Origin of the sequence: Pseudomonas sp. F3-2, assembly GCF_038804275.1 — a bacterium.
Lineage (GTDB): Bacteria > Pseudomonadota > Gammaproteobacteria > Pseudomonadales > Pseudomonadaceae > Aquipseudomonas.
Map to the genome: position 1 here is coordinate 1403086 of NZ_CP152388.1, position 26828 is coordinate 1429913.

General features: G+C 59.9%; 27 protein-coding genes. 13 read left to right on the top strand and 14 right to left on the bottom strand.

Going from position 1 to position 26828, the window contains the following annotated elements:
* Positions 1–146: 146 nt before the first annotated feature.
* From AAGQ88_RS06395 to AAGQ88_RS06405, 3 genes are all read left to right on the top strand, one after another.
* On the top strand, positions 147–695 hold the full coding sequence (locus AAGQ88_RS06395; protein ID WP_342654755.1) for a GNAT family N-acetyltransferase: 549 nt from the start codon (positions 147–149) through the stop codon (positions 693–695).
* 175 nt (positions 696–870) lie between these two features.
* A complete protein-coding gene (locus AAGQ88_RS06400) occupies positions 871–1335 on the top strand; it encodes a hypothetical protein (protein ID WP_342654756.1) in 465 nt (154 codons plus the stop codon).
* Positions 1336–1394: 59 nt separating this feature from the next.
* Positions 1395–1832 carry a nucleoside deaminase gene (locus tag AAGQ88_RS06405; protein ID WP_342654757.1) on the top strand — a complete coding sequence of 146 codons (438 nt, stop codon included), beginning with the start codon at positions 1395–1397 and terminating at the stop codon, positions 1830–1832.
* Between the two features lie 70 nt (positions 1833–1902).
* Here the strand turns inward: AAGQ88_RS06405 and AAGQ88_RS06410 are convergent, their stop codons facing one another.
* From AAGQ88_RS06410 to AAGQ88_RS06425, 4 genes are all read right to left on the bottom strand, one after another.
* Positions 1903–3222 carry a PAS domain-containing methyl-accepting chemotaxis protein gene (locus AAGQ88_RS06410; protein WP_285425185.1) on the bottom strand — a complete coding sequence of 440 codons (1320 nt, stop codon included), beginning with the start codon at positions 3220–3222 and terminating at the stop codon, positions 1903–1905.
* 463 nt (positions 3223–3685) lie between these two features.
* Positions 3686–4705, bottom strand: a complete 1020-nt coding sequence (locus AAGQ88_RS06415) for a diaminopimelate epimerase (protein WP_342654758.1) — start codon at positions 4703–4705, stop codon at positions 3686–3688.
* A gap of 55 nt (positions 4706–4760) precedes the next feature.
* Entirely contained in the window at positions 4761–5363 is a 603-nt protein-coding gene (locus AAGQ88_RS06420) for a LysE family translocator (RefSeq protein ID WP_342654759.1), read from the bottom strand.
* Positions 5364–5417: 54 nt separating this feature from the next.
* On the bottom strand, positions 5418–6254 hold the full coding sequence (locus AAGQ88_RS06425; RefSeq protein ID WP_285425182.1) for an AraC family transcriptional regulator: 837 nt from the start codon (positions 6252–6254) through the stop codon (positions 5418–5420).
* Positions 6255–6557: 303 nt separating this feature from the next.
* On the opposite strand from AAGQ88_RS06425, the gene AAGQ88_RS06430 reads away from it, so the two are divergent.
* Together AAGQ88_RS06430 and AAGQ88_RS06435 are read left to right on the top strand one after the other, a co-directional pair.
* On the top strand, positions 6558–6902 hold the full coding sequence (locus AAGQ88_RS06430; RefSeq protein ID WP_342654760.1) for a hypothetical protein: 345 nt from the start codon (positions 6558–6560) through the stop codon (positions 6900–6902).
* A 66-nt stretch (positions 6903–6968) separates the two neighbouring features.
* Positions 6969–8114 (top strand): PQQ-dependent sugar dehydrogenase, encoded by a 1146-nt coding sequence (locus AAGQ88_RS06435; RefSeq protein WP_342655750.1) that lies wholly within the window; start codon positions 6969–6971, stop codon positions 8112–8114.
* Between the two features lie 8 nt (positions 8115–8122).
* Here the strand turns inward: AAGQ88_RS06435 and AAGQ88_RS06440 are convergent, their stop codons facing one another.
* Positions 8123–8761: a LysE family translocator gene (locus AAGQ88_RS06440; RefSeq protein WP_342654761.1), complete on the bottom strand. Its 639-nt coding sequence runs from the start codon at positions 8759–8761 to the stop codon at positions 8123–8125.
* A gap of 180 nt (positions 8762–8941) precedes the next feature.
* On the opposite strand from AAGQ88_RS06440, the gene AAGQ88_RS06445 reads away from it, so the two are divergent.
* The 7 genes from AAGQ88_RS06445 to AAGQ88_RS06475 all read left to right on the top strand — a co-directional run bounded on the left by AAGQ88_RS06445 (position 8942) and on the right by AAGQ88_RS06475 (position 17529).
* The gene (locus tag AAGQ88_RS06445) at positions 8942–11116 is read left to right on the top strand and encodes a TonB-dependent siderophore receptor (RefSeq protein WP_342654762.1); all 2175 of its coding nucleotides are present in this window, start codon (positions 8942–8944) and stop codon (positions 11114–11116) included.
* A gap of 1216 nt (positions 11117–12332) precedes the next feature.
* Positions 12333–12818 carry a GNAT family N-acetyltransferase gene (locus AAGQ88_RS06450; RefSeq protein ID WP_342654763.1) on the top strand — a complete coding sequence of 162 codons (486 nt, stop codon included), beginning with the start codon at positions 12333–12335 and terminating at the stop codon, positions 12816–12818.
* Positions 12819–12904: 86 nt separating this feature from the next.
* The gene (locus AAGQ88_RS06455; protein WP_342654764.1) at positions 12905–13687 is read left to right on the top strand and encodes a helix-turn-helix transcriptional regulator; all 783 of its coding nucleotides are present in this window, start codon (positions 12905–12907) and stop codon (positions 13685–13687) included.
* A gap of 119 nt (positions 13688–13806) precedes the next feature.
* Positions 13807–15126 (top strand): MFS transporter, encoded by a 1320-nt coding sequence (locus tag AAGQ88_RS06460; RefSeq protein ID WP_342654765.1) that lies wholly within the window; start codon positions 13807–13809, stop codon positions 15124–15126.
* A 193-nt stretch (positions 15127–15319) separates the two neighbouring features.
* Positions 15320–15790 carry a VOC family protein gene (locus tag AAGQ88_RS06465; protein ID WP_342654766.1) on the top strand — a complete coding sequence of 157 codons (471 nt, stop codon included), beginning with the start codon at positions 15320–15322 and terminating at the stop codon, positions 15788–15790.
* A gap of 410 nt (positions 15791–16200) precedes the next feature.
* Positions 16201–16467 (top strand): LuxR C-terminal-related transcriptional regulator, encoded by a 267-nt coding sequence (locus tag AAGQ88_RS06470; protein ID WP_342655751.1) that lies wholly within the window; start codon positions 16201–16203, stop codon positions 16465–16467.
* A gap of 363 nt (positions 16468–16830) precedes the next feature.
* Positions 16831–17529, top strand: a complete 699-nt coding sequence (locus AAGQ88_RS06475) for a hypothetical protein (protein ID WP_342654767.1) — start codon at positions 16831–16833, stop codon at positions 17527–17529.
* A gap of 51 nt (positions 17530–17580) precedes the next feature.
* Here the strand turns inward: AAGQ88_RS06475 and AAGQ88_RS06480 are convergent, their stop codons facing one another.
* From AAGQ88_RS06480 to AAGQ88_RS06495, 4 genes are all read right to left on the bottom strand, one after another.
* Positions 17581–18660 carry a diguanylate cyclase gene (locus AAGQ88_RS06480; RefSeq protein WP_285425168.1) on the bottom strand — a complete coding sequence of 360 codons (1080 nt, stop codon included), beginning with the start codon at positions 18658–18660 and terminating at the stop codon, positions 17581–17583.
* A 277-nt stretch (positions 18661–18937) separates the two neighbouring features.
* Positions 18938–19606 carry a polyribonucleotide nucleotidyltransferase gene (locus tag AAGQ88_RS06485; protein ID WP_342654768.1) on the bottom strand — a complete coding sequence of 223 codons (669 nt, stop codon included), beginning with the start codon at positions 19604–19606 and terminating at the stop codon, positions 18938–18940.
* A 298-nt stretch (positions 19607–19904) separates the two neighbouring features.
* Entirely contained in the window at positions 19905–20129 is a 225-nt protein-coding gene (locus tag AAGQ88_RS06490; protein WP_342654769.1) for a hypothetical protein, read from the bottom strand.
* Between the two features lie 155 nt (positions 20130–20284).
* The gene (locus AAGQ88_RS06495; protein WP_342654770.1) at positions 20285–21232 is read right to left on the bottom strand and encodes a restriction endonuclease; all 948 of its coding nucleotides are present in this window, start codon (positions 21230–21232) and stop codon (positions 20285–20287) included.
* A gap of 247 nt (positions 21233–21479) precedes the next feature.
* On the opposite strand from AAGQ88_RS06495, the gene AAGQ88_RS06500 reads away from it, so the two are divergent.
* Positions 21480–21770: a hypothetical protein gene (locus AAGQ88_RS06500; protein WP_093460941.1), complete on the top strand. Its 291-nt coding sequence runs from the start codon at positions 21480–21482 to the stop codon at positions 21768–21770.
* A 117-nt stretch (positions 21771–21887) separates the two neighbouring features.
* Here AAGQ88_RS06500 and hopBF1 read toward each other — a convergent pair whose 3' ends face one another.
* The 5 genes from hopBF1 to AAGQ88_RS06525 form a co-directional block, all read right to left on the bottom strand.
* Positions 21888–22502, bottom strand: a complete 615-nt coding sequence (gene hopBF1, locus AAGQ88_RS06505; protein WP_285425164.1) for a T3SS effector protein kinase HopBF1 — start codon at positions 22500–22502, stop codon at positions 21888–21890.
* 158 nt (positions 22503–22660) lie between these two features.
* The gene (locus tag AAGQ88_RS06510; RefSeq protein ID WP_342654771.1) at positions 22661–23116 is read right to left on the bottom strand and encodes a type VI secretion system amidase immunity protein Tai4; all 456 of its coding nucleotides are present in this window, start codon (positions 23114–23116) and stop codon (positions 22661–22663) included.
* A 267-nt stretch (positions 23117–23383) separates the two neighbouring features.
* Positions 23384–24391: an HNH endonuclease gene (locus AAGQ88_RS06515; protein ID WP_342654772.1), complete on the bottom strand. Its 1008-nt coding sequence runs from the start codon at positions 24389–24391 to the stop codon at positions 23384–23386.
* 127 nt (positions 24392–24518) lie between these two features.
* On the bottom strand, positions 24519–25052 hold the full coding sequence (locus tag AAGQ88_RS06520; RefSeq protein WP_342654773.1) for a transposase: 534 nt from the start codon (positions 25050–25052) through the stop codon (positions 24519–24521).
* A gap of 385 nt (positions 25053–25437) precedes the next feature.
* A complete protein-coding gene (locus AAGQ88_RS06525) occupies positions 25438–26685 on the bottom strand; it encodes a ribonucleotide-diphosphate reductase subunit beta (protein ID WP_093460925.1) in 1248 nt (415 codons plus the stop codon).
* Positions 26686–26828 lie beyond the last annotated feature (143 nt).

Below are 26828 nucleotides of genomic sequence, written 5' to 3' on the forward strand. Positions count from 1 at the left end.
CGCAGGATTGCGCCGGGCCGTCAGTCATCGGACCTCTGACAGCCCGGTATCAACCCCCCGTGAAGGCAGGCATTCACTTCTCTGCCGCCAGTCACACGCACCAGCCTGCGCCATGCTCAAGGCTTATGCCCGCAGGATCAGCGATCATGACTCATCACGTTTTTTCCCGGCACATCGAGCGTCTGACGCTGCGTGAGTTGATCCCTGACGACACGCCGGCGCTGGCGCAGATACTTGGCGACGCTGCGGTCATGCGTCATTCGGTACGCGGGGTTCTGTCGGAAAAGGCCACGGCTGAATTCATCGAATGGTGCCGCCATTCCTATCGCCAGTACGGTTTCGGGCCGTGGGCGGTGGTGGACAACGCTTCGTCAACCTTGGCCGGATTCTGCGGTCTGAATCCTGAGCGCGTGGATGGGGCCGACGAGGTCGAGCTTGGCTATCGGCTGGCGTCAGCGTTCTGGGGCAGAGGATTGGGCACCGAAGCGGCGCGTTGCGCGCTGCAAGCGGGATTCGCAGGCGCCGGTGTTGATTCAGTGATCGCTATCGTCCAGCCCGCCAATGTGGCGTCCGTTCGGGTGATACAGAAAGTCGGCTTCCAAGGCTTCGTGCACAGCCAGTATCACCGTCAGGGGGTGAGGATCTATCGCATGAGCGCGCAGCAATGGTCTTCATCAAACCCGTCCTGCGCCTGAGCTGACCGATAACGCACGCCTGGAGGACTGGCAAAGCAGGCCTCAACTGCTAGCTTCACCGAACGTGACACCGAGCCGTCAATGAGTTGATCACACTGATAAAAGTCGCCGGGGAGAGGACATGGGATATTGCAGATCGACTGCGTTGACGATTTCAAAGGGGTCGAGCGCGCTGATGCTCAGCCTGTTGCTCGCGACGGCTCCCCAGGCCAGGGCATCGGAAGCGGCGCCGGCAGCGCCCGTGCCAGACAGCGCGCTGACATTCGTCAAAGACCGCCATCTGGGAGAAAGCCTCGGCTGGCTCGGCTATCAGGTTGCGTCACGCACGGTGGCGTTCTCCACCATCGTCGAGGCGGTCGGCCGGACCAAGGCGCAGGAAATCGTGCAGGATGAGCTTCAATACCTGCAGCCTCAGTATCAGCAGGAATGGGACCGGAATCTGGCCGCTGCCTACGCCGCGTCATTCACGCCCGAAGAGCTTCAGGCGCTGGACATCGGCGATCCGGAGCCCGAAATCGCCAATAAATTTCGCACCAAACAGCGCGATGTCGGCATGGACATGAAAGAGCGTTCCAGCGAACTGCTCAAGGTCTATGTGTCGACTGCACTGGACAACGCGCTGAAAAAAGCCAAGCCTTGAGCCCGCCTGACCCTGCACGAGCAGGGCTGCAGATTTATTGACCATACGGGAGAGGGATCATGGACCCATTCATGCAAGCTGCGATTGAAGAGGCGCAAAAGGGGCTGGCCGAGGGCGGCATTCCGATTGGTTCAGTCATCGTCCACGACGACAAGATCATCGGACGCGGGCACAATCGCCGGGTCCAGGAAGGCAGCGCGATCAAGCACGGCGAGATGGACGCCTTCGAAAACGCCGGTCGCCAACCCGCCCGTGTCTATCGCGAGGCCACGCTGTACACCACGTTGTCGCCCTGCGCGATGTGCAGCGGCGCCATCCTGCTTTACGGCATCCGCAAAATCATCGTCGGCGAGAACGAGACGTTCATGGGCGAAGAAGCGTTGCTGCGCTCGCGCGGCGTCCAGGTCGACGTCGTCCACAGCGCCACCTGCATCGCGCTGATGAAGCAATTCATCGCCGACAAGCCAGAGCTGTGGAACGAAGACATCGGCGAGTAATTTCCGTTATCGAACACGTCAAGGCGGCTTACCGCTGGCGATCTGCCGGGTCGCCGCGGTGAGCCCAAAGTCAATCCAGCTGCAGTGTCGAGTTGAACTGGCTGATGGCATCTACCACGTGGCGGGAGCCTTGCTGGATTTCCAGGATGACTTCTCCGGCTTCGTTGGCCAGTTCCACGCCGGTGCCGGTTCGGCTGAGGCTGGATTGCATGCTTGAAACCGCGCTTTTCGCCAGTTCGTTGTTTTGTCGCACCACGTCGACGATCTCAACCGTGGCTTTGCTCGTTCGTGCGGCCAGGCCGCGTACTTCGTCGGCGACCACAGCGAAGCCGCGACCATGCTCGCCCGCCCGGGCGGCTTCAATGGCGGCGTTGAGGGCCAGCAGGTTGGTCTGATCGGCGATGCCGCGAATGGTCTGGACGATGCTGGCGATGACTTCCGACTGTTTGTTCACCGCATCGATGCTTCGCGCGGCTTCATTGAGGTCGCTGGAAATCTGCTCGATCACTTCCACGGTCTGCTGCACCACGCTCGAACCCTTTTGCGCGCTGGCGTCGTTGCGGACCGAGGTGTCATGGGCCGTGGCCGCCGCATGGCGCTGGACCGTCACTTGCTCGGTGATGTCACTGGCAAACTTGACGACTTTGTACAGCCGACCTTTCACGTCGAACAGCGGGTTGTAGGAGGCCTCCAGATAAACCGTCTGACCCAGCTTGTTCACCCGTTCGAAGCGATGGGAATGGTATTCCCCACGATTGAGCGACGCCCAGAAGGCCTTGTAGGCCGGCGACTCCACTTCAGCGCGGGTACAGAAAATGCTGTGATGCTGCCCGATGACTTCGTTCAGCGAGTAATGCATGGTCTGCAGAAAGTTCTCGTTGGCGGTGAGCACGCGGCCGTCCGGGGAGAATTCAATGATTGCCATCGAGCGACCGATCGCATCGATCATGCTCTGGTTTTCATGCTCCTTGTGCGAGCGCGCGGTGATGTCGGACGCGATCTTGACGACGCTCTGGACCTTGCCGCCCGCATCGAAAACCGGCACATAACCCGCTTCCAGCCAGATTTCCCGGCCGGATTTGTCCAGCCGCATGAACGTCCCGCACACCGGCTCGCCCCGTGCCAGATCGCGCCAGAGCCTGGAGTATGCCTCGCTCTCATAGAACGCTTTTTCGCAAAAGATGCGGTGATGCTTGCCCACCAATTCGTCGCGTTCATAGCCCATGGCGCGGCAGAATTTCTCGTTGGCGTCGAGGATGATGCCGTCAGGCGTGAATTCGATCATCGCCATGGCCCGGCTGATAGCAGCAAGCTTGGACTGAGACTGGCTCAGCGCCGCAGTGGACATCTGCAACTCGGCTTCAACGGCCTTGCGGTGTGAATTGAACATCTGCCATGTACCTCAATATTGCGAAATGCGGTCGGAGGACCGTCTTCCCTGAATTGGCTAACCAAAGAGTCGACCTGCGGAAAACCGCCTTGAGTCATGGCGGGATGGCATCAATGTTTGATCGAGTATGCAGAAGAGGGCTGAAACGGCCGGGCCAGAGGCCTGCGTGCTGTACGGGAGGCGTGTCGACCGGTCGTCTGATGAGCATCGAAACGATCAACGGTCGCAGAAATCGGGAGAGAAACGGAGATTCCATGTCGGCGCCTGACGTCCATAGTCGATGACTAGCTGACCTTTGGTCCGCCATTCAAACGGATGGCGGACGACAATTGCTGAAAGCATAGACAAATGCGGCGGCGATGCAATCGCGGTAGTGGCATTTTCCCATGATCCTGCGCGCAGGTTCGCACTTTGGCACAAGCGTCGTACGTCGCCGCAGCCTGCGCGGCGTTGTGGCAACGATTCAGCGTTGCAGGCGCGCGGCGCCGAACAGCTGCACTTGTGCCAAATCACCCTGTTGCTCGATCAGCCGAACGGGCGCTGTCCCGCCCGGCATCACCACTTCAACGAGCCCCGCTTTGACCCAGCCACATCGCCAGGCCGCTGAAGCCACTGCACTGGCACTGGTGCCTGACGACGCCGTCGGACCTTCGCCCCGTTCGAACACCCTGGCGGCGATCCGGTCGGGGCCCAGCCTGGCCGCCCATTGCAGGTTGACGCCCGCCGGACAGGGATCGCCGCTGCCGAGCGCCCCGGCGGCGAAGGCGATGCGCGTCAAAGCATCGTTCAACGGGTTTTCATGGAGTTCCTCGAAACTTGGCAGCGCCTGGATGTCGGTGACCAGTGTCACGCAGTGCGGATTGCCGACCCTCACGAATACGCTGCTGTGCCACGCCGGGTGCAGGCACGCCAGTCGTTCGACCCGGCTGACCCGATGCGGGCCGAGCAGGGCGTCCGTCACGCCGTCCCCTTTTGCGCCGACGGCTTGCGGGCCGAACCCCGGGGTGCCGATGTCCAGCCAGAACCCGCTCACGCCGTTGACGACTGCAGGGACCACCTGAGTCGGCTGCGGGCTGGCGGAGTCGGCGTTGTCGTGATGAACGTGCAGGGTGAAGCTTTCGCCGGCGTTGATCAGTCCAGTGTCGGTGAGGGATTGGGCAAAGATGGTCAGGCCGTTGCCGCTGCGCTCGGCGAGGGTGCCGTCGGTGTTGACGATCAGCACGTCGAACGGCGCAACGCCCTGCAAAGGTGCAACGCTCGGGAAGGGACCTACCAGCAAGCCATCCGAGCGGTGGGCTTTGCTCCCTTGCGGACGCTGCCCCGCAGGCCAGTCGCAGATTGCGCTGATGGCCGCTGACGTCCAGTGCTGACGGGCCGACGCGGCTTGAGCGGCTGACTCCGGCACGTTGACGCCCATGGCACGCAGGGTCTCAGGGGAAATGACGGCGTAGATGTTGCCGCGTGCATCGTAGAAAGGCGCCATGTTGCGTCCTGATCGGCGTTGAAAGCAGGCATTAAAACACGCCCGCCAGCGCGCCTCACATCACCAGCGTCAGCCAGGCGGAGGCCAGCAATAACAGCGCCATGGCTTGATTGAAGCGCTTCATGCTGCGCGCCGAGCGGAACAGCTTCGCCGCGCTCACGCCCACGTAGGCCCAAACGATCAGGCATGGGACCGACACCAGAAAAAACGCCAGCGACAGCCACATCACTTGCAGCATCCGGTCGGCGCCGGTGCCGGCAAATACGCTGACCACGGCCAGTGCCATCATCCAGGTTTTCGGGTTGACCACCTGCAGGCTGGCCGCGCCCCACAGGCCGAGTTGCGGCGTGCCTTTGGTGCGATCAGGCTCGACCGCTTCAGCGGGTGCCCGGAAAATCTGCCAGGCCAGCCAAGTCAGCCAGAGGATGCCGATCCACGACATCGCCGTCTGTATCGCCTGATGTCGTGCCAGCAGGTCACCCAGGCCCGTGCCGACCAGCAACACCAGCAATGCCGCGCCAGCACAGCCGCCCAGCACGATCGGCAGGGTGCGCAGCATGCCGTGACGCGAGCTGTTGGTCAGCACCAGAATGTTGGTCGGGCCGGGGGTGATTGACGCGACGAAGGCGAACAGCAGAAAAGGAAGCAAGGTTTGCATGGGACCCCTCGGCAGTTATTGATCATGAATCGATGATCGCTGCCGCCCGGGTCGTCAGTCTGGAAGATTTGAGCAGCGCCTGCGGTAGTCCGCCGGGGTCATGCGGTAAGCGCGCTGGAACCAGCGCCCCATGTGGCTCTGGTCGGAAAAACCGAGTGCGGCTGCGACGCTGACGGGGAGTTCGCCGCGCGCCAGCAAATGCCTGGCGCGGGTCAGGCGCAACTGAATCAGGTACGCATGGGGCGCCAGGCCGAATGCCGCTTTGAATGCACGGCTCAAGCGGAAGCGGTCCACGCCGGTGGCCCGGGCCAGATCATCCAGGCCGATGTCCTGATGCAGGTGGCTGTGCAGGTAATCGCGAGCCCTTTGTGCCACCAGCGGCAGGCGCGGATCGGGCGTGATCGACGTGCGCCAGCGCAGATGGCTGGTCAGGCTCGACAGCAACTGATCCAGAGCGGTCTGGCGCACGATGCGCAGTTCGTCATGGTGCATGGCTTGGAAAGCATTGGCCGTCGCGACCGCCAGACGGCTGTCCTCGGCCAGGGTTTCGGCGAAGCTCAGGCTGGCGTTGTCCGGCGCTTCCTCGAACTGGGCGCGCAGCTCGCGATCGAGCCAGGCGGGTTCGAGGTAAAGCGTGCGATAGGTGAAGCCGCCTGCATCGGGGGCGTGGCCATCGTGGATGTCGCCGGGCTCAAGCAGGAAGACCTTGCCCGGCGTGCTGTTGTACTGCTGGCGCCGGCAATTGAATTGCTGCACGCCTTGTTCGGTGATGCCGACCAGATAACTGTCGTGCCAGTGCGGGTCGTAGGCGTGGCCCTCGAAATGCGCGCGCACGGTCTCGATGCCGGACATCGCGTCCTGCTTGAGATCGATCCAGTTGCGGTTGGACATCGGGGGCTCCTGAGGGGCACGGCTTGGCGAAACGAACTGCACGGCGCATCCGCTCGATACCCGCACGCTGCGGGTGAATGCGCTGCCATCGCTGCTTACCTTATCAACAGCGGACGGTCGGGTCTGGAAGATTTGTGCAGCAGCCGACCGACTGCCCATCACCCGGCGACAGACTAGTCTTGTTACAAAGCGAATCGTCCTACGCGTTGCTACGCCACCCGAGCGGCGCGAACCTACGCGCTCGATCGTCATCAAACACCGGACTCGTGACTCATTCGATCGCCCTCCCACATGAGATAACCGATGAACAGTTTCCTGCGACGTCTCGTGATGTTTTCTCTGACCGGTCTGCTTTGCGCCGGTGCCGCGCAGGCCGCTGAGCGCGGGGTGGATTCATCCCTGCAACTGGCTGCGGCCAACTACCCTGGCCGATCGAACACTACGTCGGACAATGGCGCCATCCGCCGCGCCAACCCCAACAGCCGTCAAGGCACCCAGTCGATTACGCCCGGCATGCGCGGCCCTGATTTGCGGCCAGTACAGCCGCGGCCGCCGACCCTCGAAAACGGCGGTATCGGCAATGGCTACCCGGCGCGCCAGCCTGCGCCTGCGGCGCCTTCCACCGACGCACCGCGCCGCGTTCAATGAAAACGATGATCGTGACCGCCACTTTCGCTCCCCGCCATAAAGGAATCGCCCATGATGCATAGCTCGTTGATCCGCAGGACCCTGATTGCCACTGTGAGTGCGTGCGCCTTGCTTGGCCTGTCGATACACGCGTCGGCAGCAACTTATCAAAGCGAGGAGGGCACATTGACCGTGGATGAAGTCGTCGGTGGATTGCAGCATCCGTGGGCCGTGGCATTTTTGCCCGGCAACGACGGCATGCTGGTGACCGAGCGCACCGGCAGCCTGCGGCGCGTGGCGCCTGACGGCAAGCTGTCAGCACCCATTTCGGGTGTGCCGAAGGTCTGGGTGCAGGGCCAGGGCGGGCTGCTGGATGTCGAGCTTTCCCCTGATTTCGTCAAGGACCGAATGGTCTACCTGACTTACGCCGAGGCCGGCAGCGATGGCAAAACCGGCGGCACCGCTGCGGGGCGCGGGCGACTGTCCGAAGACATGACCAGGCTGGAAAACTTCACGCGGATTTTCCAGCAACAGCCGAAATTGTCGGTGGGCAATCACTTCGGTTCGCGCATCGTGTTTGACCGGGACGGTTACCTGTTCATTGCCTTGGGCGAGAACAACAACCGGCCGACCGCGCAGGATCTGGACAAGCTGCAGGGCAAAATCGTGCGGCTTTATCCCGACGGCACGGTGCCCAAGGACAACCCCTTCGTCGGCCAGAAGAACGTGCGCCCGGAAATCTGGAGTTACGGCCACCGCAATCAGCAAGGCGCCGCGCTCAACCCATGGAGCGGGACGCTGTGGACCAATGAACATGGGCCCATGGGCGGGGATGAAATCAACATCATCGAACGGGGCGCGAATTATGGCTGGCCGATCTCCACGTTCGGCATCGATTACACCGGCCAGCCTATTTCCGAGGCCAAAGGCAAGATTATCGAGGGCGTGAAGAATCCGTTTCATGTGTGGGAAAAATCCCCGGCCATCAGCGGCATGGCGTTCTATGACGCCGACCGCTTCAAACAGTGGGATCACAACGTGTTCATCGGCGCGCTGTCGGCTCAGGTGTTGATCCGGCTGGAGCTCAAGGACGACAAAGTGGTGCACGAAGAGCGACTGCTCGGCGAGCTGAAGTCGCGCATTCGCGATGTGCGCCAGGGCCCGGACGGCTATCTTTACGTACTGACGGACGAAGACGACGGCAAGTTGTTGAAGGTCGGCCTGGCGCAGTAAGCGCCTGGTCAGGGCTTGCGCGGCAGAAGCCCTGGTACGGCATGCATCAGCGCATTGATCGCGAAACCGATGAACATCACGCCGCACAGCCGCGTGATGGTCAGTTCGTGCCGTTGATAGACCGACCGCACGTGGCGAGCGCCGACCACGCCGACGATGATGCCGTACGCCGCGATGCCGCCCAGCGTGCTGATCAGGATCAGCAGCGGCAACATCGACCAGTTGAGCATGTCGGCGCGGCTGGAAAGCAGAGCCGTGAAGGTCGCGACGGCCACCGGGTACGCCTTCGGGTTGGTCAGACCGAACATGATGCCGTGCCAGAAAGGCTGCCGCGCCGGCGCTTTGGTCGGGTCGTCGCTGCTGCGTCTGGCGCGAAGGGCACGCCAGCCGAGCCAGAACAGAAATACCCCGCTTATGAGCCCGAGCACATCGAACGCCGTCGTCCCGATCACCCTGGCGCCGATGATCGCGGCCAGCGCCGTGCTGCACCAGATCACATCGCCCAGCAAATGCCCGCACAGAAAGGCCGCCCCGGCGCGCCGCCCTCTGGACGCGCCGATGCCGAACACGGCGAGCACGCCGGGGCCTGGCGAAATGGCGTAGATGAAGCCTGAGGCGAGCACGGCCAAGAGCAGCGAGGGCGTCATAGGGGAGCGTCCATGAAGAGGTAAGCCCGGAGTGTAAAGGAGGCTGCCCTGACATTTCGAGGCGCGCGCGAGGTTTATATCGAGGTTGTAAAAATCCGGCGCAGAACGTAAAAGATGCGCCGCCGATTCGCCTGCGCGTCGTTCACCGCCGACCGCTATCAACCAGGAATTCCGCCGCCGATGAACACCCCGTTCCGACCTGTCGCAGGCTTAACGCGTCGCTTGTTGCCGCTGAGCATCGCTTTCGCATCGCCCTGGCTGGCCGCGCAGGAGGCCGAACCGCTGACGCTCGATGCGCTGAATGTGTCAGGCGAACAGGAGTCGGTTTATCAAGCTGGCAGCGCGTCGGTCGGCGGCTTCAACGAGGCGCCCTTGATCGATACACCCGCCTCGATTTCGGTGTTCAGTCAGGAAATGCTCAAGAATCAGCAGGCCAGGCTGCTCAGCGAGGTGCTGCGTAACGATGCGTCAGTGGGCGACAGCTACGCGCCGGTGGGTTACTACGAAAACTTCGTCGTCCGCGGGTTTTCTCTGAACGCCTCCAACAGCTACCGCATCAACGGCCGCAGCATCACTGGCGAGCAGAACGTGGCGCTGGAAAACAAAGAGCAGGTCGAACTGCTCAAAGGCCTGTCGGGCTTGCAGAGCGGGGTTTCCGAGCCTGCAGGTGTGGTCAATTACAAGACCAAGCGCCCGGAAGACGTGCGCTCGGTGACCGTCTCCACCAACGAACATGGCGAGCGCTACCTGGCCACGGATGTGGGTGGCTGGTTCGGCAGCGAAAAGCAGTTCGGCCTGCGCGCCAACGTTGCCCACGAAGACATTCGCTCGTATGTCGAGCATGCTGACGGCAAGCGCGATTTCGCCTCTCTGGCGTTCGACTGGAACATCAACGATCAGTCGACGCTGCAGCTGGACGTCGAGTATCAGACCAAAGAGCAGCGATCGGTGCCGGGCTATCAACTGTTGGGCGGCACCGAGCTGCCTCACGATGCCTCTCCGCGCAAGCTGCTCGGCTATCAGAGCTGGTCCAACCCGGTCGGCATCGACTCGCTGAATATGAGCGGCCGTTACGAGTACCGCTTCAATGATGACTGGAAGGCCAGCCTCAGCGCCTCGCGCAGCCGCGTGGTGATCGACGATTACAGCGCGTTCGCTTACGGCTGCTATTTCCAGAGCGACTGCCCGAGCGAACCGGTAACGGGGCATTTCACCCCTGGCGGCGGTTACGACATCTACGACTTCCGCAGCCCCGACGACACCCGACGCAATGACGAAGTCGAGGCGTCGATGAGCGGGCTGTTCAGCACGGCCTGGCTCAAGCATGAACTGACGTTCGGCACCAGCGCATTCCGCCGCACTGTGGACACCCGGCCGTATTTCAGCGAATACGTGGGCTCGGGCAATATCCACGACACGCCGCAGAAGTTCGATCCGTCGAACCTGTCGGTCGGGCATACCGAGCGGCGTCTGGACAGCCGTCAGTACGGCCTGTTCGCCACGGATCGCATCCATTTCGACGAGCATTGGCAGACCGTTATCGGTGGGCGGCAGGTGCGCCTCGATGAAAAAGCGTACAACGACGACGGCAGCGACAATCGTCACACGCAGCGCTCGATTTTCCTGCCGCAGGCCGCGCTGATCTACAAACCGGTCGACAACGTTTCGTTCTACACCAGTTACAGCAAAGGCCTCTCGCTGGGGGGCACGGCGTCGGTGTTCGACACCAACGCGGGCGAAATTCTGGCGCCGACGATCTCCCGTCAGCTCGAGGCCGGGGTCAAGTACGATTGGCGCCGGATGAGCTTCACCGCGGCGGTGTTCCAGACGCGCCAGGCGTACCAGTATTCCAGGCCCAATGATGACGGCATCAGTTCGGTGTTCGTCCAGCAGGGCCAGCAGAAGAACACCGGTCTGGAGCTGAGCGCCAACGGCTGGCTGACTTCGCAGCTGCAGATCGCCGCCAGTGTCGCGGCCATCCGCGCGCGCGTGGAAGACAGCGGCACCGCCGCGTACGAAGGCCACCAGGCGATCAACGTGCCGAAAGTGCGCGGCAGCCTGTCCGCCGATTACAGCTTGCCGATTCCGGGACTCGCCCTGCTCGGCGGCATGCAGTACAGCTCAAGCAAGTACGCCAACCGGGAAGGCTCGGTGAAGGTCGACGACTATGCAGTGTTCAATGCCGGCAGCCGCTACAGCACCCGCATCGACGGCTACGACACCGTGTTCCGGCTCACCGTCGACAATCTGTTCGACAAACGCTACTGGCGCGACGTGGGCGAATACCTGGGCGACGACTACATCTTCCTCGGCGCCCCCCGCACGGCCCGCCTGTCAGCGACCGTCAGTTTCTGAGGCGGAGCGCCCGACGCTTTCCCGGCTAAAGCCGGTCCTACGAACAGGTCGCAGCGCCCGTAGGACCGGCTTCAGCCGGGAAGGGGTCGGTTGCATCCGGTGGAGATGTGTCGGTCGGAATGACGCCTTCGCGGGCAAGCGCGCTCCTACAGGATTCGTGTCTGGGAAGAGAATTCGGGAATGCCCGGAGATCCTTGTAGGAGTGAGCTTGCTCGCGAAGACTGAGCGCCTGCCGCTGGAGATGTGTCGGTCGGAATGACGCCTTCGCGAGCAAGCCCGCTCCTACAGGATTCGTGTCTGGGAAGATAATTCGGGAATGCCCGGAGATCCTTGTGGGAGTGAGCTTGCTCGCGATGACTGAGCGCCTGCCGGTGGAGATGTGTCGGTCGGAATGACGCCTTCGCGAGCAAGCTCGCTCCTATAGGATTCGTGTCTGGGAAGAGAATTCGGGAATGCCTGGAGATCCTTGTGGGAGTGAGCTTGCTCGCGAAGACTGAGCGCCTGCCGCTGGAGATGTGTCGGTCGGAATGACGCCTTCGCGGGCAAGCTCGCTCCTACAGGATTTGTGTCTGGGAAGAGAATTCGGGAATGCCTGGAGATCCTTGTGGGAGTGAGCTTGCTCGCGAAGACTGAGCGCCTGCCGGTGGAGATGTGTCGGTCGGAATGACGCCTTCGCGGGTAAGCGCGCTCCTACAGGATTCGTGTGTGGGAACAGAATTCGGGAATGCCCGGAGATCCTTGTAGGAGTGAGCTTGCTCGCGAAGACTGAGCGCCTGCCGCTGGAGATGTGTCGGTCGGAATGACGCCTTCGCGAGCAAGCTCGCTCCTACGGGATTCGTGTCTGGGAAGAGGATTCGGGAATGCCCGGAGATCCTTGTGGGAGTGAGCTTGGTCATAACACCTTCTATGCAGCGGCCTGACGCCCGGCGCTTTCCCGGCTAAAGCCGGTCCCACGAACAGGTCGCAGCGTCCGTAGGACCGGCTTTAGCCGGGAAGAGGCCAGTGCATGCTGAGGAGATGTGTCGGTCGGAATGACGCCTTCGCGGGTAAGCGCGCTCCTACAGGACGTGCGTCCGAGCCACGGCCTGCCATTCCCCCGAGATTCAAGATCCGAGCTCGGCGCTTTCGCCCGTCAGCTCATTAGCGCATTCTGTCGCCTGAGCAGTGGCATTACATGGACAGGGCGGTTCGTGGGTTTTGAGGGCGAGGAGCGAAGATGATCGAGTTGAAAAAAGGCAGCATCGCCGATATTCCGTTGTTGTGGTCGCTGCGCACGCGGGCCGTGCGCAGGGTGTGTGCCAGTCATTATTCTCCCGAACAGATCGACGTCTGGAGCGCTTCGCCGCCGCCTGAGTCCTACCTGCGACTGCTCGCCACCGGATGCGCAGTCATCGCCGAAGAGGATGGCCAGTGGCTCGGCTACGGCATTCTCGACCGGCAGAGCGGCGAGGTTGTCGCCTTGTTCGTCGAACCCGGACTGATTGGCAAGGGCATCGGGCGACATCTGATGCACGCGCTGGAAGCCATTGCCGCCGAAGAGCGCTTCAGCCGGCTTCATCTCTACGCGTCGCTCAACGCCGCCGACTTTTATCGAGCAATGGGCTTTGTGGCGATTCGTGACGAGCCCTACGAACACCCCAGCGGCATTACGTTGCGCAGTCTGTACATGGAGCGGGCATTACCGGCCCATTCCGTTCACTGAGCAAGCGCGGAAAACCTGTCGTATCACTGGCAACGGTCCTTCTGGCTTGCTAACGTCGGCAAGCCTCTCAACCGGGAAATCGGGCCATGCCAGCACAGTACCCGTTGCAACGTCGCATCCAGGACGGCCGACCCGTATTGGTCAATGCGCCCTTGCAGTCGGGCAGCGAAGACAGCCTGCACCGTTACCGTGAAGGCCAGTTGTGGGCTGTCCGGGAAGGCCTGATTACGGCCGAGCTCGACACCGGCAGTTGGGTCGTGCCGGCGCGTCGCATCGGCTGGATTCCTCCGGGCGTTGCCCATGCCGCGCGGATCCATGAGGCCGCCAAAGGTTGGATGATCTACCTGCGCCCCGACCTCTGCCCGCTGTTTCCCACCACTCCCACGGTTTTTGACATGACGCCATTGTCCCGCGCCTTGCTGGAACGCATCGGCGGCTGGAGCGGCGCGCTGCTCGAGCACAGCGCTGGCGAACTCACGCCGCCGCAGCATCGTCAGCTGGAAGTCCTGTTCGACGAGTTGAAGATTTCTCCCGCCGAGCCGCTGTTTCTGCCGATGCCCAGCAGTCCGCATCTGGTGGGAATGACGCTGACGATCGTGGCCGATCCTGCCAACAAACTGAGCCTGGACGACTGGGCCAGGCGCACAGGCATGTCGCGGCGCGGCCTGACCCGGCACTTTCGCGCCGAAACCGGCATGTCGCTGGTGCAATGGCGCATCGTCGCGCGAATGAAGCGCGCGCTGGAACTGCTCGCACAGGGCGACAGCGTCAACCGCGTCGCGCAGCGCCTGGGCTACGACAGCGTCAGCACGTTTATCGGCGCCTTCAGCGCCCAATTCGGCACGACTCCCGGCGCATACACCCTGTGATCGGACGCAAGTGGCGTCACGTCAGCCGTCTGCCAACCGCCCTCAATCTGTAAGCTTTGTTATCCTGCGCGCCTTTGTCGCACTTAACTGCCGTTTCAACCTGTGATTTGGGGTCTTTCATGACAGCCATTCTTCGACCACGTCCACAACCGATCAACCGGGGCGACTACAAGACCCTGGGCCTGGCGGCATTGGGCGGGGCGCTGGAAATCTATGATTTCATCATCTTCGTCTTTTTCGCCCTGACGCTCAGCCAGCTGTTTTTCCCGCCTGAAATGCCCGAGTGGCTGCGCCTGCTGCAAAGCTTCGGCATCTTCGTCACGGGCTACCTGGCGCGTCCGCTGGGCGGCATCCTGATGGCGCATTTCGCCGACAAGCTGGGGCGCAAGCGGGTGTTCAGCCTGAGCATTCTGATGATGGCGCTGCCATGCCTGCTGATCGGCGTGATGCCGACGTACGCCGATATCGGCTACTGGGCGCCACTGGTGCTGTTGGCATTGCGCATTCTGCAGGGCGCAGCCGTGGGTGGCGAAGTGCCGAGCGCCTGGGTGTTCGTCGCTGAACATGCGCCCAAAGGCCACCGCGGCTACGCCTTGGGTGTGCTGCAGGCCGGGCTCACCTTTGGCTATCTCATCGGCGCGCTGACGGCCACCTGGCTTGCGCGAGTGTTCACCCACGCAGAAATCCTCGATTTCGCCTGGCGAATCCCGTTTCTGCTGGGCGGCGTATTCGGTGTGATTGGCGTCTGGCTGCGCCGATGGCTGAGCGAAACCCCCGTCTTCATGGCGCTGCACGCCCAGCGCGAAGGTATGACCGAACTGCCGCTGCGCGCGGTGATTCGTGAACATCGCCAATCGTTGCTGCCTGCGGTGTTGCTGACCTGCGTGCTGACCTCTGCGGTGGTGACCCTGGTGGTGATCACGCCGACGGTGATGCAACAGCGCTTCGGCATGAGCCCTAGCGACACGTTCGCGCTCAGCAGTGTCGGCATCGTGTTTCTGAACATCGGCTGCGTGCTGGCCGGCAGGCTGGTCGATCGCATCGGCGCCTGGCGCGGCGTCGTCTTGTACAGCCTGCTGCTGCCGATTGGCGTCGGTCTGCTGTACGCCAGTCTGGTCATCCAGTGGCTGCCCGTGGGCCTGGCCTATGCCGTCGCGGGCCTGGCCTGCGGCATCGTCGGCGTCGTGCCATCGGTCATGGTCGGACTGTTCCCGGCGAACATTCGCGTCTCCGGCATCTCCCTTACCTACAACGTCAGCTACGCGCTCTGGGCCAGCACCACGCCGTTGGCCCTGATCGCGCTGATGCCGTGGAGTCCGTGGGTCTGCGTCGGCTATTGCGTGATCATGGGGGCGGTCGGCCTGCTGACCGCGATGTTCTTCGGCATGCGCAAGGGCATGCAGGTGGACGACGTGATGGTGGCGCCGACAGGCAACTGATCGTCGGGCAATCCGGACGATTGCTCTGGCAGAACTACGCTTGACCGGTGGAGCAGGTTTCAGACAGGGGCGGGATGGGCGCGGCCGCAGGGCACGGCGCTTCCCGCCAGCAACCGCGCGAGGCGGTCATCGGGTGAGCGAACCTGCGCCGCACCGCAACCATCTGATAAGGCTAAAGCCTCTGGAGCCTGCCATGAGCGTCAAACCTATCCCCGACGGCCAGCACAGCCTGACTGTGTACATGGGCGTCTCGCCCGCCGACCAAGCCATCGAGTTCTACAAAAAAGCCTTCGATGCCCAGGAAATGTTCCGGCTGGACAGGCCGGGCGGAAAGGTCGGTCACGCCGAACTGCAAATCGGCGACTCTCGCCTGATGCTCGCCGAGCCTTGCGATCAAGGCGGGTTCGTCAGCCCTGCACCCGGCAGCCAAACCTCCTTCGCCATGCACCTGTATGTCGCTGACGTCGACGCGCAATTCAAGCGCGCCGTGGAGTCGGGCGCGACAGTGGTCAGCGAGGTCCAAGACATGTTTTACGGCGACCGCAGCGGCAGCGTCCGTGATCCGTTCGGGCATCTGTGGTTCATCGGCACGCACAAGGAGGACCTCACTCCCGATGAAGTCCGTGAGCGCGCGGCGAAACTTTTCGCTCAACCTTCCTCCTGAAACGCTTCTTTCGTTCCTGCACCCGCCCGGCGTGATTTGCACCCTGACCGCTTGATCGCCGGGCGCGTGAACACCGTGAATCAACGCCTCTGATTTGTAACAGATGATTGTAATTATCATTCGTAAGTATTATCGTGCCTGTCTATACAAGCTGTCTCTATATAACTGGGCCAAACTTTGGTCTGCGCCAGGATCAATTACTGCGCGGGCGATAATTGGTCAGGCCAGCAAGGAGTTGTCCTTGCGTGCTGTAGGAATAATTACCTTTGTTGTGCTCATTATTAACCCTTCGCCTGATCGATAGCCGAAGTTGTGCGCGCTCGAAAATTTTACTCAATAAAGCTGTATCAGTGCCGATGAGCTGTTCAATGCCAGGGAAGGCAACTAATGGAGGTTATTGCAGGCCGATGATGGAACAAGACCGCAAGCGAAAACGATCGAGCAGAGCGACGCCGAGAGAGAAGGAAGTCCTGCAATTGGTGCTGCTGGGCTGCACCAACAAGGACATCGCCCAGAGGCTGGGCATCAGCGATTACACGGCGCGGGACCATGTCTCGTCGCTGCTGAAGAAAAACGCGGTCAAAAACCGGGCGCAATTAATGGCGCTGCATGTGCCCGGGCTGCGTAAGAAGAAAATCTGTACACCCCTACATTTGACGGATTGTATCGCCGAGTGAGGCGCGCATAATAAAACCGATTGAAGACTGAGCATTTATAAGTATTGTGACGCCCGCAAATATTTGGGTCGGTACGGGCGCGTGCCTGTGAAGTTACAACTCGCGTGCATCAATGGATTGGCAGGAAAGATCATGAATCAGGTGTCGAGCGATACTTCGGCTGCGTTATTTGTTTTGCGCGGTGTCAGTCAACTTTATGGCGAGGAAAAGAATGCGGCTGGATGTGCTGGAAAAAAGTTGCGCTGATTGACGATGCCTCGCTGCGGAGCCATCACCAGCATGGCGCGGCTATGCAGAACGATTGATGGCGCGGCCATACCAATGCAGCCGAACCACATTTGAACAACAAAAAGGAACGATCCGATGACACTTCAAAGCGCCACTTCACAGCCTTCGGCTCCGCTTCGTTCGCGACCTGATCACGTCGGAGTCGCGGCTGAATTCAACCGGCTGGTGGACGAGCAGGCCGCGCTATCCAGAGACCAACTCAATGCACTCCACAAACAATGGTTTGGTCCGCAGGGCCTGTTCGCCACCTTCAGTGCAGAGGTCGAGCGCCTGGGACGGCAGGCGCCGGCGCTGGACGACCTGACCTGGCTCGACAATCCGCAGCGTTTACAGGAGGCGGAGCGCGCAGTGGCCTTCGCGCTGGCGCAGAGCAATCGTCGCGGCGCCGCCGTTAATCCTTTCAGCGGTCGTGCGCGCCACGATCTGTGTTGTGTGGTGTTCGATGAAACCGGCGCGTACACGCTGGTCGAGCGCTATGCAGCGTATGAAGCCATGCGCCAGAGCGATTCGGATTTCTTCATCAAACTGATCGCCACCACTCGCGGCGTGGTGGAGCGGCGCATCGTTTTCCGAGGGCTGCTGGAGCATTTCGATCGCTTGCTGCCCATCGAAAAAAGCATCTATCCCGGTGCTTATCGCGAAGTCCAGCAAGCGCATCTGGACCGCGAAGAAGGGCTATATGGTCCTCTGACGCTGAGCGACAGCCTGGTTGCCCTGCTGGAGACGGTGTCGCCCGTCGAGTTGCTCAAGCTGACCCAGCGCTGCGCCGACTGACCGAATGCAGGCACAAACTCTTCCAGACCCTCGCTCGCCTCCGACGCTGACTCACTCAAGTTCGGCACTCGCTGATTCGCAGGCCCTTACGCCGGGCGGCGCCGATGTCACCCGGTTGCGCCCGGTGCTTTTGGCTTTGTACAACGCCATGTCGGCCTCATGCAGCCACATGCCCGCATCGTTCAGATGGGCGCCGTAAGCCGCGATGCCGACGCTCAGGCTCAATTTAAGGTCGGGGAGGGCGGCGTGAGAATGCTCGTTCACCGTGCGGCGCAGGCGCTCGAGGATGTCGGTGGCTTGCGCAAGTGAGGTGTCGGGCAGGATCACGCAAAACTCGTCGCCGCCGTAGCGTCCGGCCAGATCGGTTTCCCTTAGGTTGGCGGACAGGGCGTTGCTCAACTGCTTGAGCACGCTGTCGCCGATGATGTGGCCATAGGTGTCATTGATGGTTTTGAAGTGATCGATGTCGATCAGCGCAACGCTGTTGTGCCTGTCCAGCGTCCGACTCTTGTTGAATTCCAGCGTCAGCAGATCCTTCCAGGCGCCATGGTTCATCAGACCTGTCAGGCTGTCGGTGGTGCTCAGCTTCTCCAGCGCCTTCTTGCTGTTGGAAAGTTGTACCGCGACGCGGTAGGACAGCAAACCGAGAGCCAGCGGATAAATCACCAGCATCGGCAGGCAGGCATACACCTGAATCTGGGTGACGGGCGGAAACAGTTCCGGGCGGAAAATCCAGTACGAAAGCAGCGCGCCGCTGGCCTGCGCCACCGAGCCAATTGCCAGCATTCGTGGGCCGCCCGCGGCGATGTTGTTCATGGCCAGCATCGATAACGCCGCCACCGCTGGAAGCGGGTTCAGCCCCATGGCGCCAGCCCAGAAACCACCGGCCACTGAGTCATAAACCAGATTGCGGCGCTCAGCCTGGTAGGGCTTGTCGGAATAGCGAGCGAGAAAATACGCCAAGTGCGGCCAGACGTAAGCGTGCAGCACCATCAGCACCCAGACCCACGTGGGCGGATGAGAAGGATATAACGCGGCGGCCACGGTGAAAAAACCCATGCCCAAGCCCACGCTGCGCGGCAGATGCAGACGCCGTGCAAATGAAAGACCTTTGTGGCTTGAGGTGCTCATAGCTCTTCACCGGGTGATGACACAGCGTCCGGATTGAAACATCGGCCACGACCAATGACCCAGAGTGTCGCTTGCCGATTGAAGGGAAGGAAGAGCGATTTGCCACTATTCGTCCATTTCGCATCGCCGGTCGTCGCCTGAGGACGAATCAGGCTGATCGGATGGGCAGAGCGTAGACCCTATTGCCCCTTCCATCCTGCAATCCATCTGAATACGCCAGCGGACATGGCTTCTTGCAGTCGGTGTCCGCAGGGGGCGCGTCCTTCAGACAGGCCGCTCAATTGCTCCCGGTCATGTTTTTGATCAGCTGCGCGTGCGCTTTGGCGTCCTTGGCGAGCGAAATCACATTGACCATTGCAGTGCGCGTTCCCGAAGCGGCAGTCAGCGTGGTGCTCAGGACATTGCCACCGTCCACGCCCCCCGCGATATCCAGCTGACGAAGGCCGAGGCCTTTTCTGACCATCTTCTTCTCGCCGAGCTTCTTGAAATCACGGTAGCTGGACTGCTGTTGGACGAGCGTTTCGGCAATGATGGTGTCCAGCGTTTCGGCATCGTTGGAAGGAACAGACTTACCGTCCGGCAGCGGCGTTTCGGTGATGATCACCACGCGCTTCGCGGGCTTGTTCATGTACAGCGAACCGGTTACGCCAGCGGCCTTCGCCTTGTCGTCGATCTCCTCCATCGGCCCTTTGACGTAGTCCTTAGGCAGATAGAACAGGAACTTGCCGCCCAGCATCGAGACTTTCTGACCTGCAGGTTTGCTTGGTTTTTTCGACGACTTGGCAGGTTTTGAGGTCTTCGAAGACTTCGTCGTTTTGGAAGAGTGCGCGGTCTTCGACGAGTTTGACGACCCCTGCGTGTCGGTCGCGGCTTGTACACCGGCCGCCCCGACACCCATCGCCAGCGCGATGCAAATCAAGGCAGTCTTCAATTTGAACAAGCGCATTCCTACCCCTTTGGCGGCTGAGTCCTACATAGGATCGGCATTTTGCCTGACAGGGGCGCCTGCCTGCTACGGGCATCATTTTAATGCTCTGCCGTTATCGAAGGATTTGCAGTCGGTGTTATTGGGAACAGGCTTCGTTTTTGACAACTTGTAAACGTAGCCAGGATATAAATCATGTTTCGTTGAGTCGAAAAAAAGCCGCTGGGGTCAGCGGCTGAAGTTTGGAGCTTTGAGGCCCCACGCCGGGAGCAACGACGCGGAGAAACAACAGAAACGACACGATGAATCAACGTACAGGTCAGGTATGTTTGGCATTCTCCGTTTGTGGATTGTAAGTCGAGGCTTGCTGAGTCTTGTCCTGCTCCCTGGCCTTGGCGGCCAAGGACTCTTCGTGCTGCTCGAAGCTCGCGTGAAGCGCTTCGTTACGCGCGACAAACGCTGGGGACTCTTCAGCCATTGCGGAAGGAGCAACCCATAAAGAAGAAAGAATAAGTGCGCTGGCAATACCGATGGATTTAAACATTTGAAGAAACCTTCTTGCTCGTGCAAGTTCGATCAGGTGACGCCACTGTAAGAACACAGCGACGCCGGATCAAATGAAACCCAGGTAAAGATTCTTTAGAAAAAATGTTATGTGCAGAGGAGGGAATTAGTCAGTTGAAGCTTACGGCAAACCCTTCAACGCCCCACCTTCATTGGCGCGAACTGTGGCCGAATCCCCCGGCACTTCGGATAATCGACGCATCCCCAGAAATGCCCGCCGGCGTTTTTCCCAGTACGTGCCAGTTTCGTCACCATCGTCTTCTTACAAAACGGGCAGGCCGGCGCTGTCGGCTCAACCACGTCAGCCACTGATTCCGCCGGCTTTACCCTCGCAGTCGGCGCCTCAACCGCTGGCTCAACTGCTCTCTTAACGGCTGGCTCGACGCGCTCGGCGGTAGGCTCCGGGCGAGGGGGCGGTTGACGGTTCTTCGTTTCGGCAATCCACTGCTTTAACTGCTCGCCGTCAATCAGCTGCACGTTGCGCCCCGAGGCAAATGCGCGCGCTGGTTTGGAAAACGTCCCACTGGTCACGACGAAACCGCCTACCGCGCCCTCCGCCGCCATCGCGCCGTAAAGCTCACGCACCACCGGCACGCCGACCTGTATCGAGCGCCACTGCTTGCATTGCACCAGATACGTTTCGCCATCCTTGCGCGCAACCAGATCCACGCCGCCATCAGGTCCGTTCGTACCTGTTTTCTGCACGGCATAGCCACGGCGCCGTAAGGCTTCACCTACCAACAGCTCGAAATCGTGCCAGCTGATGGTCAGCAGGGTATTACCGCCTGCCGTGCTCACTGAATTCAAAAGATGGCTGCGTTTGCGGCGTCTGAAGATCGAGGCCACCGCGCCCGCCACAAAAATCACTGGCACAAAGAACTGCCCGAACGTCGCCAGTCCGCCGAATACCGAGTGAGTCAACACCGTATCGATATGTCGAACGTCACTCATCGTCGGCGGGGCAGCGGTGGCAAGGGCGTGGAGGTACATTCCCGAGGCAGCGGCAAGCGCAATGCTCGCCCACCAAGGCAGCTTGCTTGCGAGAAAAATGAATGCTTCGACAGCAGAGGTTTTCTTGGCCATATCCGTGGTCTGTTACAAATCCTGAGAGAGAAGGTGATCAATAACGCAGCAGAACTCTAGGTCTAGCGATGCTTGCAGCGTGACCCACATAAACGAACTCTGACATTCAGAGAAGCGTCTGTCAGAAGGCTCGTCTGCAATAGCAGGAAAACGCCGTCATTCTATAGAAAAAAAAGCATGATAGTGGCTTATTGATGTCATGGTAAAACGTTGGCGGAATTTTCGACCGTACAGCTAAGGAACAGCCATGACCAAGGTAGGAATCAGCTTCATCGCAGCCCTCGCACTGCTCAGCGCCTTCACCGTTTCCGCGAAGGACGCCCGCCTCACTGACGCCGCCATTGCCCAGATTCTCATCGAAGATTCGATCTCTTCCTACCCCGGCAACTGCCCATGTCCTTACAACTCGGCTCGCAATGGCAGCCGCTGCGGTAAACGCAGCGCCTATAACCGAGCGGGGGGATACTCGCCACTGTGCTTCAAAGAAGACGTCACCAAAGACATGGTTCAGGCGTATCGAGCGCGCTCGAAGGGATAATGCTGCTTGCCTTCAGGCACTGCGCGCTCATATGAATCGTGGTGCGCAAGTGGTTGTCGTGCACGAGTGAGTGACCCGCTTCATTGAGGTCACTCACTCCTTCGCATGCCTGACGGTTCAGTCGCTGTCGCTGTCGACCAACGTGTTCTCCAATGCAAGGGCTCGCAACTGGCGCACTTTGTCGATGCTCTTTTCCGGCGATGATCTGATCACATCCCTCGGGTCATTGATTCGCACCCGACCATGCCCGTCGATAATGAACTGCAAGTCTTCAATGTGCAGATCGTGATTTCTCAGCCTGGACATAATTTCGTCGCAGTCTTTCAACACATTTTTATTGAACGCCAAGTCCTCAGGCATGGGCTTGCGACGGTTGATGACATCCTCCGAATCCAGGGCGTTGTGGATATAGTCTTTCGACAGACCCACCTTGCCGTCATGGGTGACCAACTCATGTGCATCGACGACCGGAAACCCCAAGTCCTTAAGCTTCTTCGTCATTTCCAGCTCCTTGGCCGCGCAGTCGCCCTCCGCGATAGTCCCGGTCGTGCCAGGCCGGATCAGGCATATGCACTGCGTGGCATTCTGCCGAGAATGGTAAACGTCCTTCTGGCTTCCTTCGCCGAGAAATTCGCCTACCGAGTCGATCGACTTGAATTGAGTCGCCGCCGCTGCGGTTGAAACGCCTGGACTGTGCCGGATTGAGGCGGCATTGGAGACACTTGGCATCATGGTCATCGCCTTGTCTGACTGGTTTGATGGACAGGCGAGCACGGAGCTCGCGCGATTCTGCGCAGTGAGTGGGTGAGCAGGTGGATTGGGTTCCGGGGATTGGGCGGAGTTTGCTGGCTCTCCGAGACATGACTCGCCGCTAAACCACTGGATGGCAATTAACGTCCATCTGGAGCCTGAAGTTCGCCACGTTCCTGTACCACGGCGTGTTGAGGATCGACGACCAAGCGTTTTGTCTGCTGTTCCAATTCATCGCTGTGGAACAAGTCCAGGCACTTCAGCAAATCGAAACGGGTGCCGGGGGCTTCCGGTTCTGCCAATGGATTGTGGTAGTCCCTGGACAAGAATTGATCGACCAGATCCCTGATCTCATCAGGCGCTTTCTCCAAGTCGTAATAAGTCCAGTCCCGCAACGCGCTGACACTGCTGCCCGCATCGGCGGCAGCTTGTTTTTCGTCTCGGTATGCAGTTGCTATGCAGGTCGCCAGAACCAGGTCGTTGTAATTCTGCGCATGAGTGCGAGCGCTGGCTTGCGGGGAGTCGGTAGCGCCGGCCATTGAGCAGCAGACCGACAGCAGCGCCAGGACCGTCGTCGCAGTTACGCGCAGAGTCATGCCAAGCGTCCGCCGAAATCATACGGCATCGTAAATGCGCCGCGAGGCAGCCCACGCGGTGGTAAAGATCGGGCGGTTCATTCCACATCCTTGGCTCGGTTCGACATCAAGGTCGTGACTCTACCGGCATTTTCGGATGCCCAGCCGTCGTCGAGAAAATCCGGAGTTTTCCTATCTCTGTTCTGGGTTTTTCTTACGTGGACGAGGTTGGCGCCTCTAGCGCCGATGCTGTAGACCGTTTCTGAAAGTTTCGACCGGGGCGCACCGTCACCCGTTAGCGACTCTCACACCCAATTTTTTGATGTGCGTGATCTCGGCAAGATTCGCAAGAGGCGCTTGGCTTTCGCTACTTAGCGCCTCTGCCCCATCGGACGTTTTTTCCAGTGATTTGAACGAGTTGATGTGTGAGAGGAGAGCAATCGCGCTCGGCCGGTCAGATGATTTTTGCGGGACGAAGATCGGCTTGCCCGCCCAGTTTTGATATTCGCTCTCCCTCAATGCCTCAGCGAGCTTTACAACTCGACAATCTGGATCGATCCACAAAAGCCCGAGGTCAAAAAGGGTATGGATATCAGCGCGAAGCAGCAGACCATTACTGACCACATTGGTATCGGAACCTTGATAAGGAACGATGTGCGCTGCCTCTAGTAACGCTTCAATAGTGCAACCTGTGACGGCGCACTTACCCTCATAGGCCTTGAGCAGTGCCGCTCTGAACTGGGTCTGGCCTTGCCGGCGCACCACAGAGGCAAGGACTTTCCGGCGTGCGTCGATGATGTTTCGAGGATCGAATTCGCCCGAATCCTCTAGCTCCGCTTCAATGAGCGGGATGCTCAGCGCTGGGCTATTTGCTTGGCGAAGCGTGAATTGGGTCGGGCCTGAACTTTGATCACTTTGATAAAGAAACTTGCCCTTGTAAGTGAAGCCCGCGCCGGGGTGCTCGTACTTTTTCGTTCGATAGAACAGAAGCAGCTCAAGGCCGCGTACGACGTGCTCCCTGATGAGGTAGTCGGTGGCGCCTTGCGTCTGGCCTTCCATGTTCAACACGTCGTCGATCAAGGCGTCGACATATTGAGTGCGGTCGGCTGTCTTGTGTTCGGTTACAAAGATCCACACGGAGTCGTAGGCTGCGGGCTTGAAGATTCCGTTGTTGATGCTCGAAGCGGTGATGGCGAAGAGTGCGCGCAGGTCGTCGCGGGTGTAGACATGACCTTCCTCAAGCGACTGCGATGCGTATGAGCCAGTGAGCACTTGCTGTGAGTTCTTCTTCGCCACGTTGTAGTCCCTTTCCTTGTCGCTTGTAGGAAAAGGGATGTTGCTTCAGTGCGAGGCTTTGTTACAACTGGTTATTGATCGTTCCAACGCTCCGCGTGGGAATGCCGCGAGTGACGCTCCGCGTCAGCTAATACCACTTCTGGATCTCAATCAGCCCTGGTTGTCCCTGATAATCCCGCGCGCTCGAATATCTCCAATGCTCACCAAGATCGACGTATCCTCGTTTCACTGGATTGGCGTGGATGTACTCGAGTTTCTGCCGCATCACGCTTTCGCTATACACCAATTCAGCATGTACACCCTCTTGCCAGACCTGATAAACGCGGTCGACTTTGTGTGCGCGCTTAGCGAAGCGCAGGCGCTGTAGGGTGCGTTCTGCCCGGACTTCCTCCAAGTAATTGATGATGTTTCTCGCCGTGAAAGACTTGAAGCTGGCGACGGATTTTTCGAGGCCTGGAGATTGCGCGAGGTAGTGGAGGTGGTTTTCAAGAACGACATAACCATAAAGCTTCAGGCTCTGATTCGTTTGTTGAAAGCGCCACGCGTTCAGCACGATGTCGACCAGGGCTGGGCGGGTGAAGAGCGGAAGCCATTCGACGATGGTGCACGTAAGGAAATGAGGATTATGGGCTTCGGTGATGGTGTATCGGCTTCGGGCCATGGAATCGTCCTTGAATCTGAAAGGGAGCGATTCAGGCTAGGTCATGTATAAGGCGCGAGTCGTCGAGCTGGTGTTTCGGAGTGCTTCGGGCATGTATCGGATTTGTCGAGACGGACTGAGACGCGGAGCGTCAGCAGCTGCATCCCCACGCAGAGCGTAGGAACGATCTCGGAAGCAGGGACAAGCTTAGATCACGTGTCACGATTACCTCTCTTGGCCGCCGCTGCTGGTAAGCCCATACGTCAGAATGTCGTCCAATTCAAAAAATTCGAGGCTCACGGTTTGGACAAAAAAGGGTTGCCATTTGGCAACCCTTTCGACACAAAACCATTTCATTCTTGATGAGATGGATTCAGGTTTTGATGCGACTTCACGGGGGTAATTATCAATCCCAGCTCAAAGCCCCACCGGTTTGATACTCAATCACCCGCGTCTCAAAGAAGTTCTTCTCTTTCTTCAAGTCCATGATCTCGCTCATCCATGGGAACGGGTTGGTGGTCCCTGGGTATTCTTCCTTCAGACCAATCTGGCTCAAACGACGGTTGGCGATGAACTTCAGGTAGTCTTCCATCATCGCGGCGTTCATGCCCAGTACGCCGCGAGGCATGGTGTCGCGGGCGTATTCGATTTCCAGCTGAGTGCCTTGCAGGATCATTTGCGAGGCTTCTTCCTTCAGTTCGGCGTCCCACAGGTGCGGGTTTTCGATCTTGATCTGGTTGATCACGTCGATGCCGAAGTTCAGGTGCATGGATTCGTCGCGCAGGATGTATTGGAACTGTTCTGCGACGCCGGTCATTTTGTTGCGGCGGCCCATGGAGAGGATCTGGGTGAAGCCGCAGTAGAAGAAGATGCCTTCCAGCACGCAGTAGTAGGCGATCAGGTTGCGCAGCAGTTCTTTGTCGGTCTCGACGGTGCCGGTGTTGAATTCCGGATCGGAGATGGCGCGGGTGTATTTCAGGCCCCAGGCGGCTTTTTTCGCGACCGACGGGATCTCGTGGTACATGTTGAAGATTTCGCCTTCGTCCATGCCCAGCGATTCGATGCAGTACTGGTAGGCGTGGGTGTGGATCGCTTCCTCGAAGGCCTGGCGCAGGATGTACTGGCGGCATTCAGGGTTGGTGATCAGGCGATACACGGCCAGCGCGAGGTTGTTGGCAACCAGGGAGTCGGCGGTGGAGAAGAAGCCCAGGTTGCGCATGACGATGCGGCGTTCGTCGTCGGTCAGGCCTTCCGGGTTTTTCCAGAGGGCGATGTCGGCGGTCATGTTGACTTCTTGCGGCATCCAGTGGTTTGCGCAGCCGTCCAGGTACTTCTGCCAGGCCCAGTCGTACTTGAAAGGCACGAGTTGGTTGAGGTCGGCGCGGCAGTTGATCATGCGCTTTTCGTCGACGGCAACGCGGGCGGCGGAGCCTTCGAGCTCGGCCAGACCTTCGGCGATGTCGAGTTTGTTCAGGGCCGCTTTGGCGCGGGCGACGGCGGCGGAGTCGTTGGCGTTGGCAGCGCGTGCTTCCTGCGCGGCCGCACCACCGGCGCTGTCGAGTTTGTCCATGGCCGCTTCTGAAGCGTGGCCGGCGTTGGCGCCTTTGGCGGGTTCAGCGGCGTCTTCTTTGTCGAATTCGTCCCAGCTCAGCATGGTGATGAGGCTCCTGCGTGAGAACCGCCTTGGCGGTCGATTGGATTTTAAAGTCGGCGTTGCCAGCGGTGCATCTCGCGTAGGCGGCAACGGGAATGAATTGGGTGCAGCTCAGGGTCTCACTGTTATTGATCAACGAAGAC

Coding starts and splice junctions, on each gene's coding strand:
- AAGQ88_RS06395 (WP_342654755.1), top strand. CDS start 147: ATGACTCATCACGTTTTTTCCCGGCACATCGAGCGTCTGACGCTGCGT.
- AAGQ88_RS06400 (WP_342654756.1), top strand. CDS start 871: ATGCTCAGCCTGTTGCTCGCGACGGCTCCCCAGGCCAGGGCATCGGAA.
- AAGQ88_RS06405 (WP_342654757.1), top strand. CDS start 1,395: ATGGACCCATTCATGCAAGCTGCGATTGAAGAGGCGCAAAAGGGGCTG.
- AAGQ88_RS06410 (WP_285425185.1), bottom strand. CDS start 3,222: ATGTTCAATTCACACCGCAAGGCCGTTGAAGCCGAGTTGCAGATGTCC.
- AAGQ88_RS06415 (WP_342654758.1), bottom strand. CDS start 4,705: ATGGCGCCTTTCTACGATGCACGCGGCAACATCTACGCCGTCATTTCC.
- AAGQ88_RS06420 (WP_342654759.1), bottom strand. CDS start 5,363: ATGCAAACCTTGCTTCCTTTTCTGCTGTTCGCCTTCGTCGCGTCAATC.
- AAGQ88_RS06425 (WP_285425182.1), bottom strand. CDS start 6,254: ATGTCCAACCGCAACTGGATCGATCTCAAGCAGGACGCGATGTCCGGC.
- AAGQ88_RS06430 (WP_342654760.1), top strand. CDS start 6,558: ATGAACAGTTTCCTGCGACGTCTCGTGATGTTTTCTCTGACCGGTCTG.
- AAGQ88_RS06440 (WP_342654761.1), bottom strand. CDS start 8,761: ATGACGCCCTCGCTGCTCTTGGCCGTGCTCGCCTCAGGCTTCATCTAC.
- AAGQ88_RS06445 (WP_342654762.1), top strand. CDS start 8,942: ATGAACACCCCGTTCCGACCTGTCGCAGGCTTAACGCGTCGCTTGTTG.
- AAGQ88_RS06450 (WP_342654763.1), top strand. CDS start 12,333: ATGATCGAGTTGAAAAAAGGCAGCATCGCCGATATTCCGTTGTTGTGG.
- AAGQ88_RS06455 (WP_342654764.1), top strand. CDS start 12,905: ATGCCAGCACAGTACCCGTTGCAACGTCGCATCCAGGACGGCCGACCC.
- AAGQ88_RS06460 (WP_342654765.1), top strand. CDS start 13,807: ATGACAGCCATTCTTCGACCACGTCCACAACCGATCAACCGGGGCGAC.
- AAGQ88_RS06465 (WP_342654766.1), top strand. CDS start 15,320: ATGAGCGTCAAACCTATCCCCGACGGCCAGCACAGCCTGACTGTGTAC.
- AAGQ88_RS06470 (WP_342655751.1), top strand. CDS start 16,201: ATGGAACAAGACCGCAAGCGAAAACGATCGAGCAGAGCGACGCCGAGA.
- AAGQ88_RS06475 (WP_342654767.1), top strand. CDS start 16,831: ATGACACTTCAAAGCGCCACTTCACAGCCTTCGGCTCCGCTTCGTTCG.
- AAGQ88_RS06480 (WP_285425168.1), bottom strand. CDS start 18,660: ATGAGCACCTCAAGCCACAAAGGTCTTTCATTTGCACGGCGTCTGCAT.
- AAGQ88_RS06485 (WP_342654768.1), bottom strand. CDS start 19,606: ATGCGCTTGTTCAAATTGAAGACTGCCTTGATTTGCATCGCGCTGGCG.
- AAGQ88_RS06490 (WP_342654769.1), bottom strand. CDS start 20,129: ATGTTTAAATCCATCGGTATTGCCAGCGCACTTATTCTTTCTTCTTTA.
- AAGQ88_RS06495 (WP_342654770.1), bottom strand. CDS start 21,232: ATGGCCAAGAAAACCTCTGCTGTCGAAGCATTCATTTTTCTCGCAAGC.
- AAGQ88_RS06500 (WP_093460941.1), top strand. CDS start 21,480: ATGACCAAGGTAGGAATCAGCTTCATCGCAGCCCTCGCACTGCTCAGC.
- hopBF1 (WP_285425164.1), bottom strand. CDS start 22,502: ATGATGCCAAGTGTCTCCAATGCCGCCTCAATCCGGCACAGTCCAGGC.
- AAGQ88_RS06510 (WP_342654771.1), bottom strand. CDS start 23,116: ATGACTCTGCGCGTAACTGCGACGACGGTCCTGGCGCTGCTGTCGGTC.
- AAGQ88_RS06520 (WP_342654773.1), bottom strand. CDS start 25,052: ATGGCCCGAAGCCGATACACCATCACCGAAGCCCATAATCCTCATTTC.
- AAGQ88_RS06525 (WP_093460925.1), bottom strand. CDS start 26,685: ATGCTGAGCTGGGACGAATTCGACAAAGAAGACGCCGCTGAACCCGCC.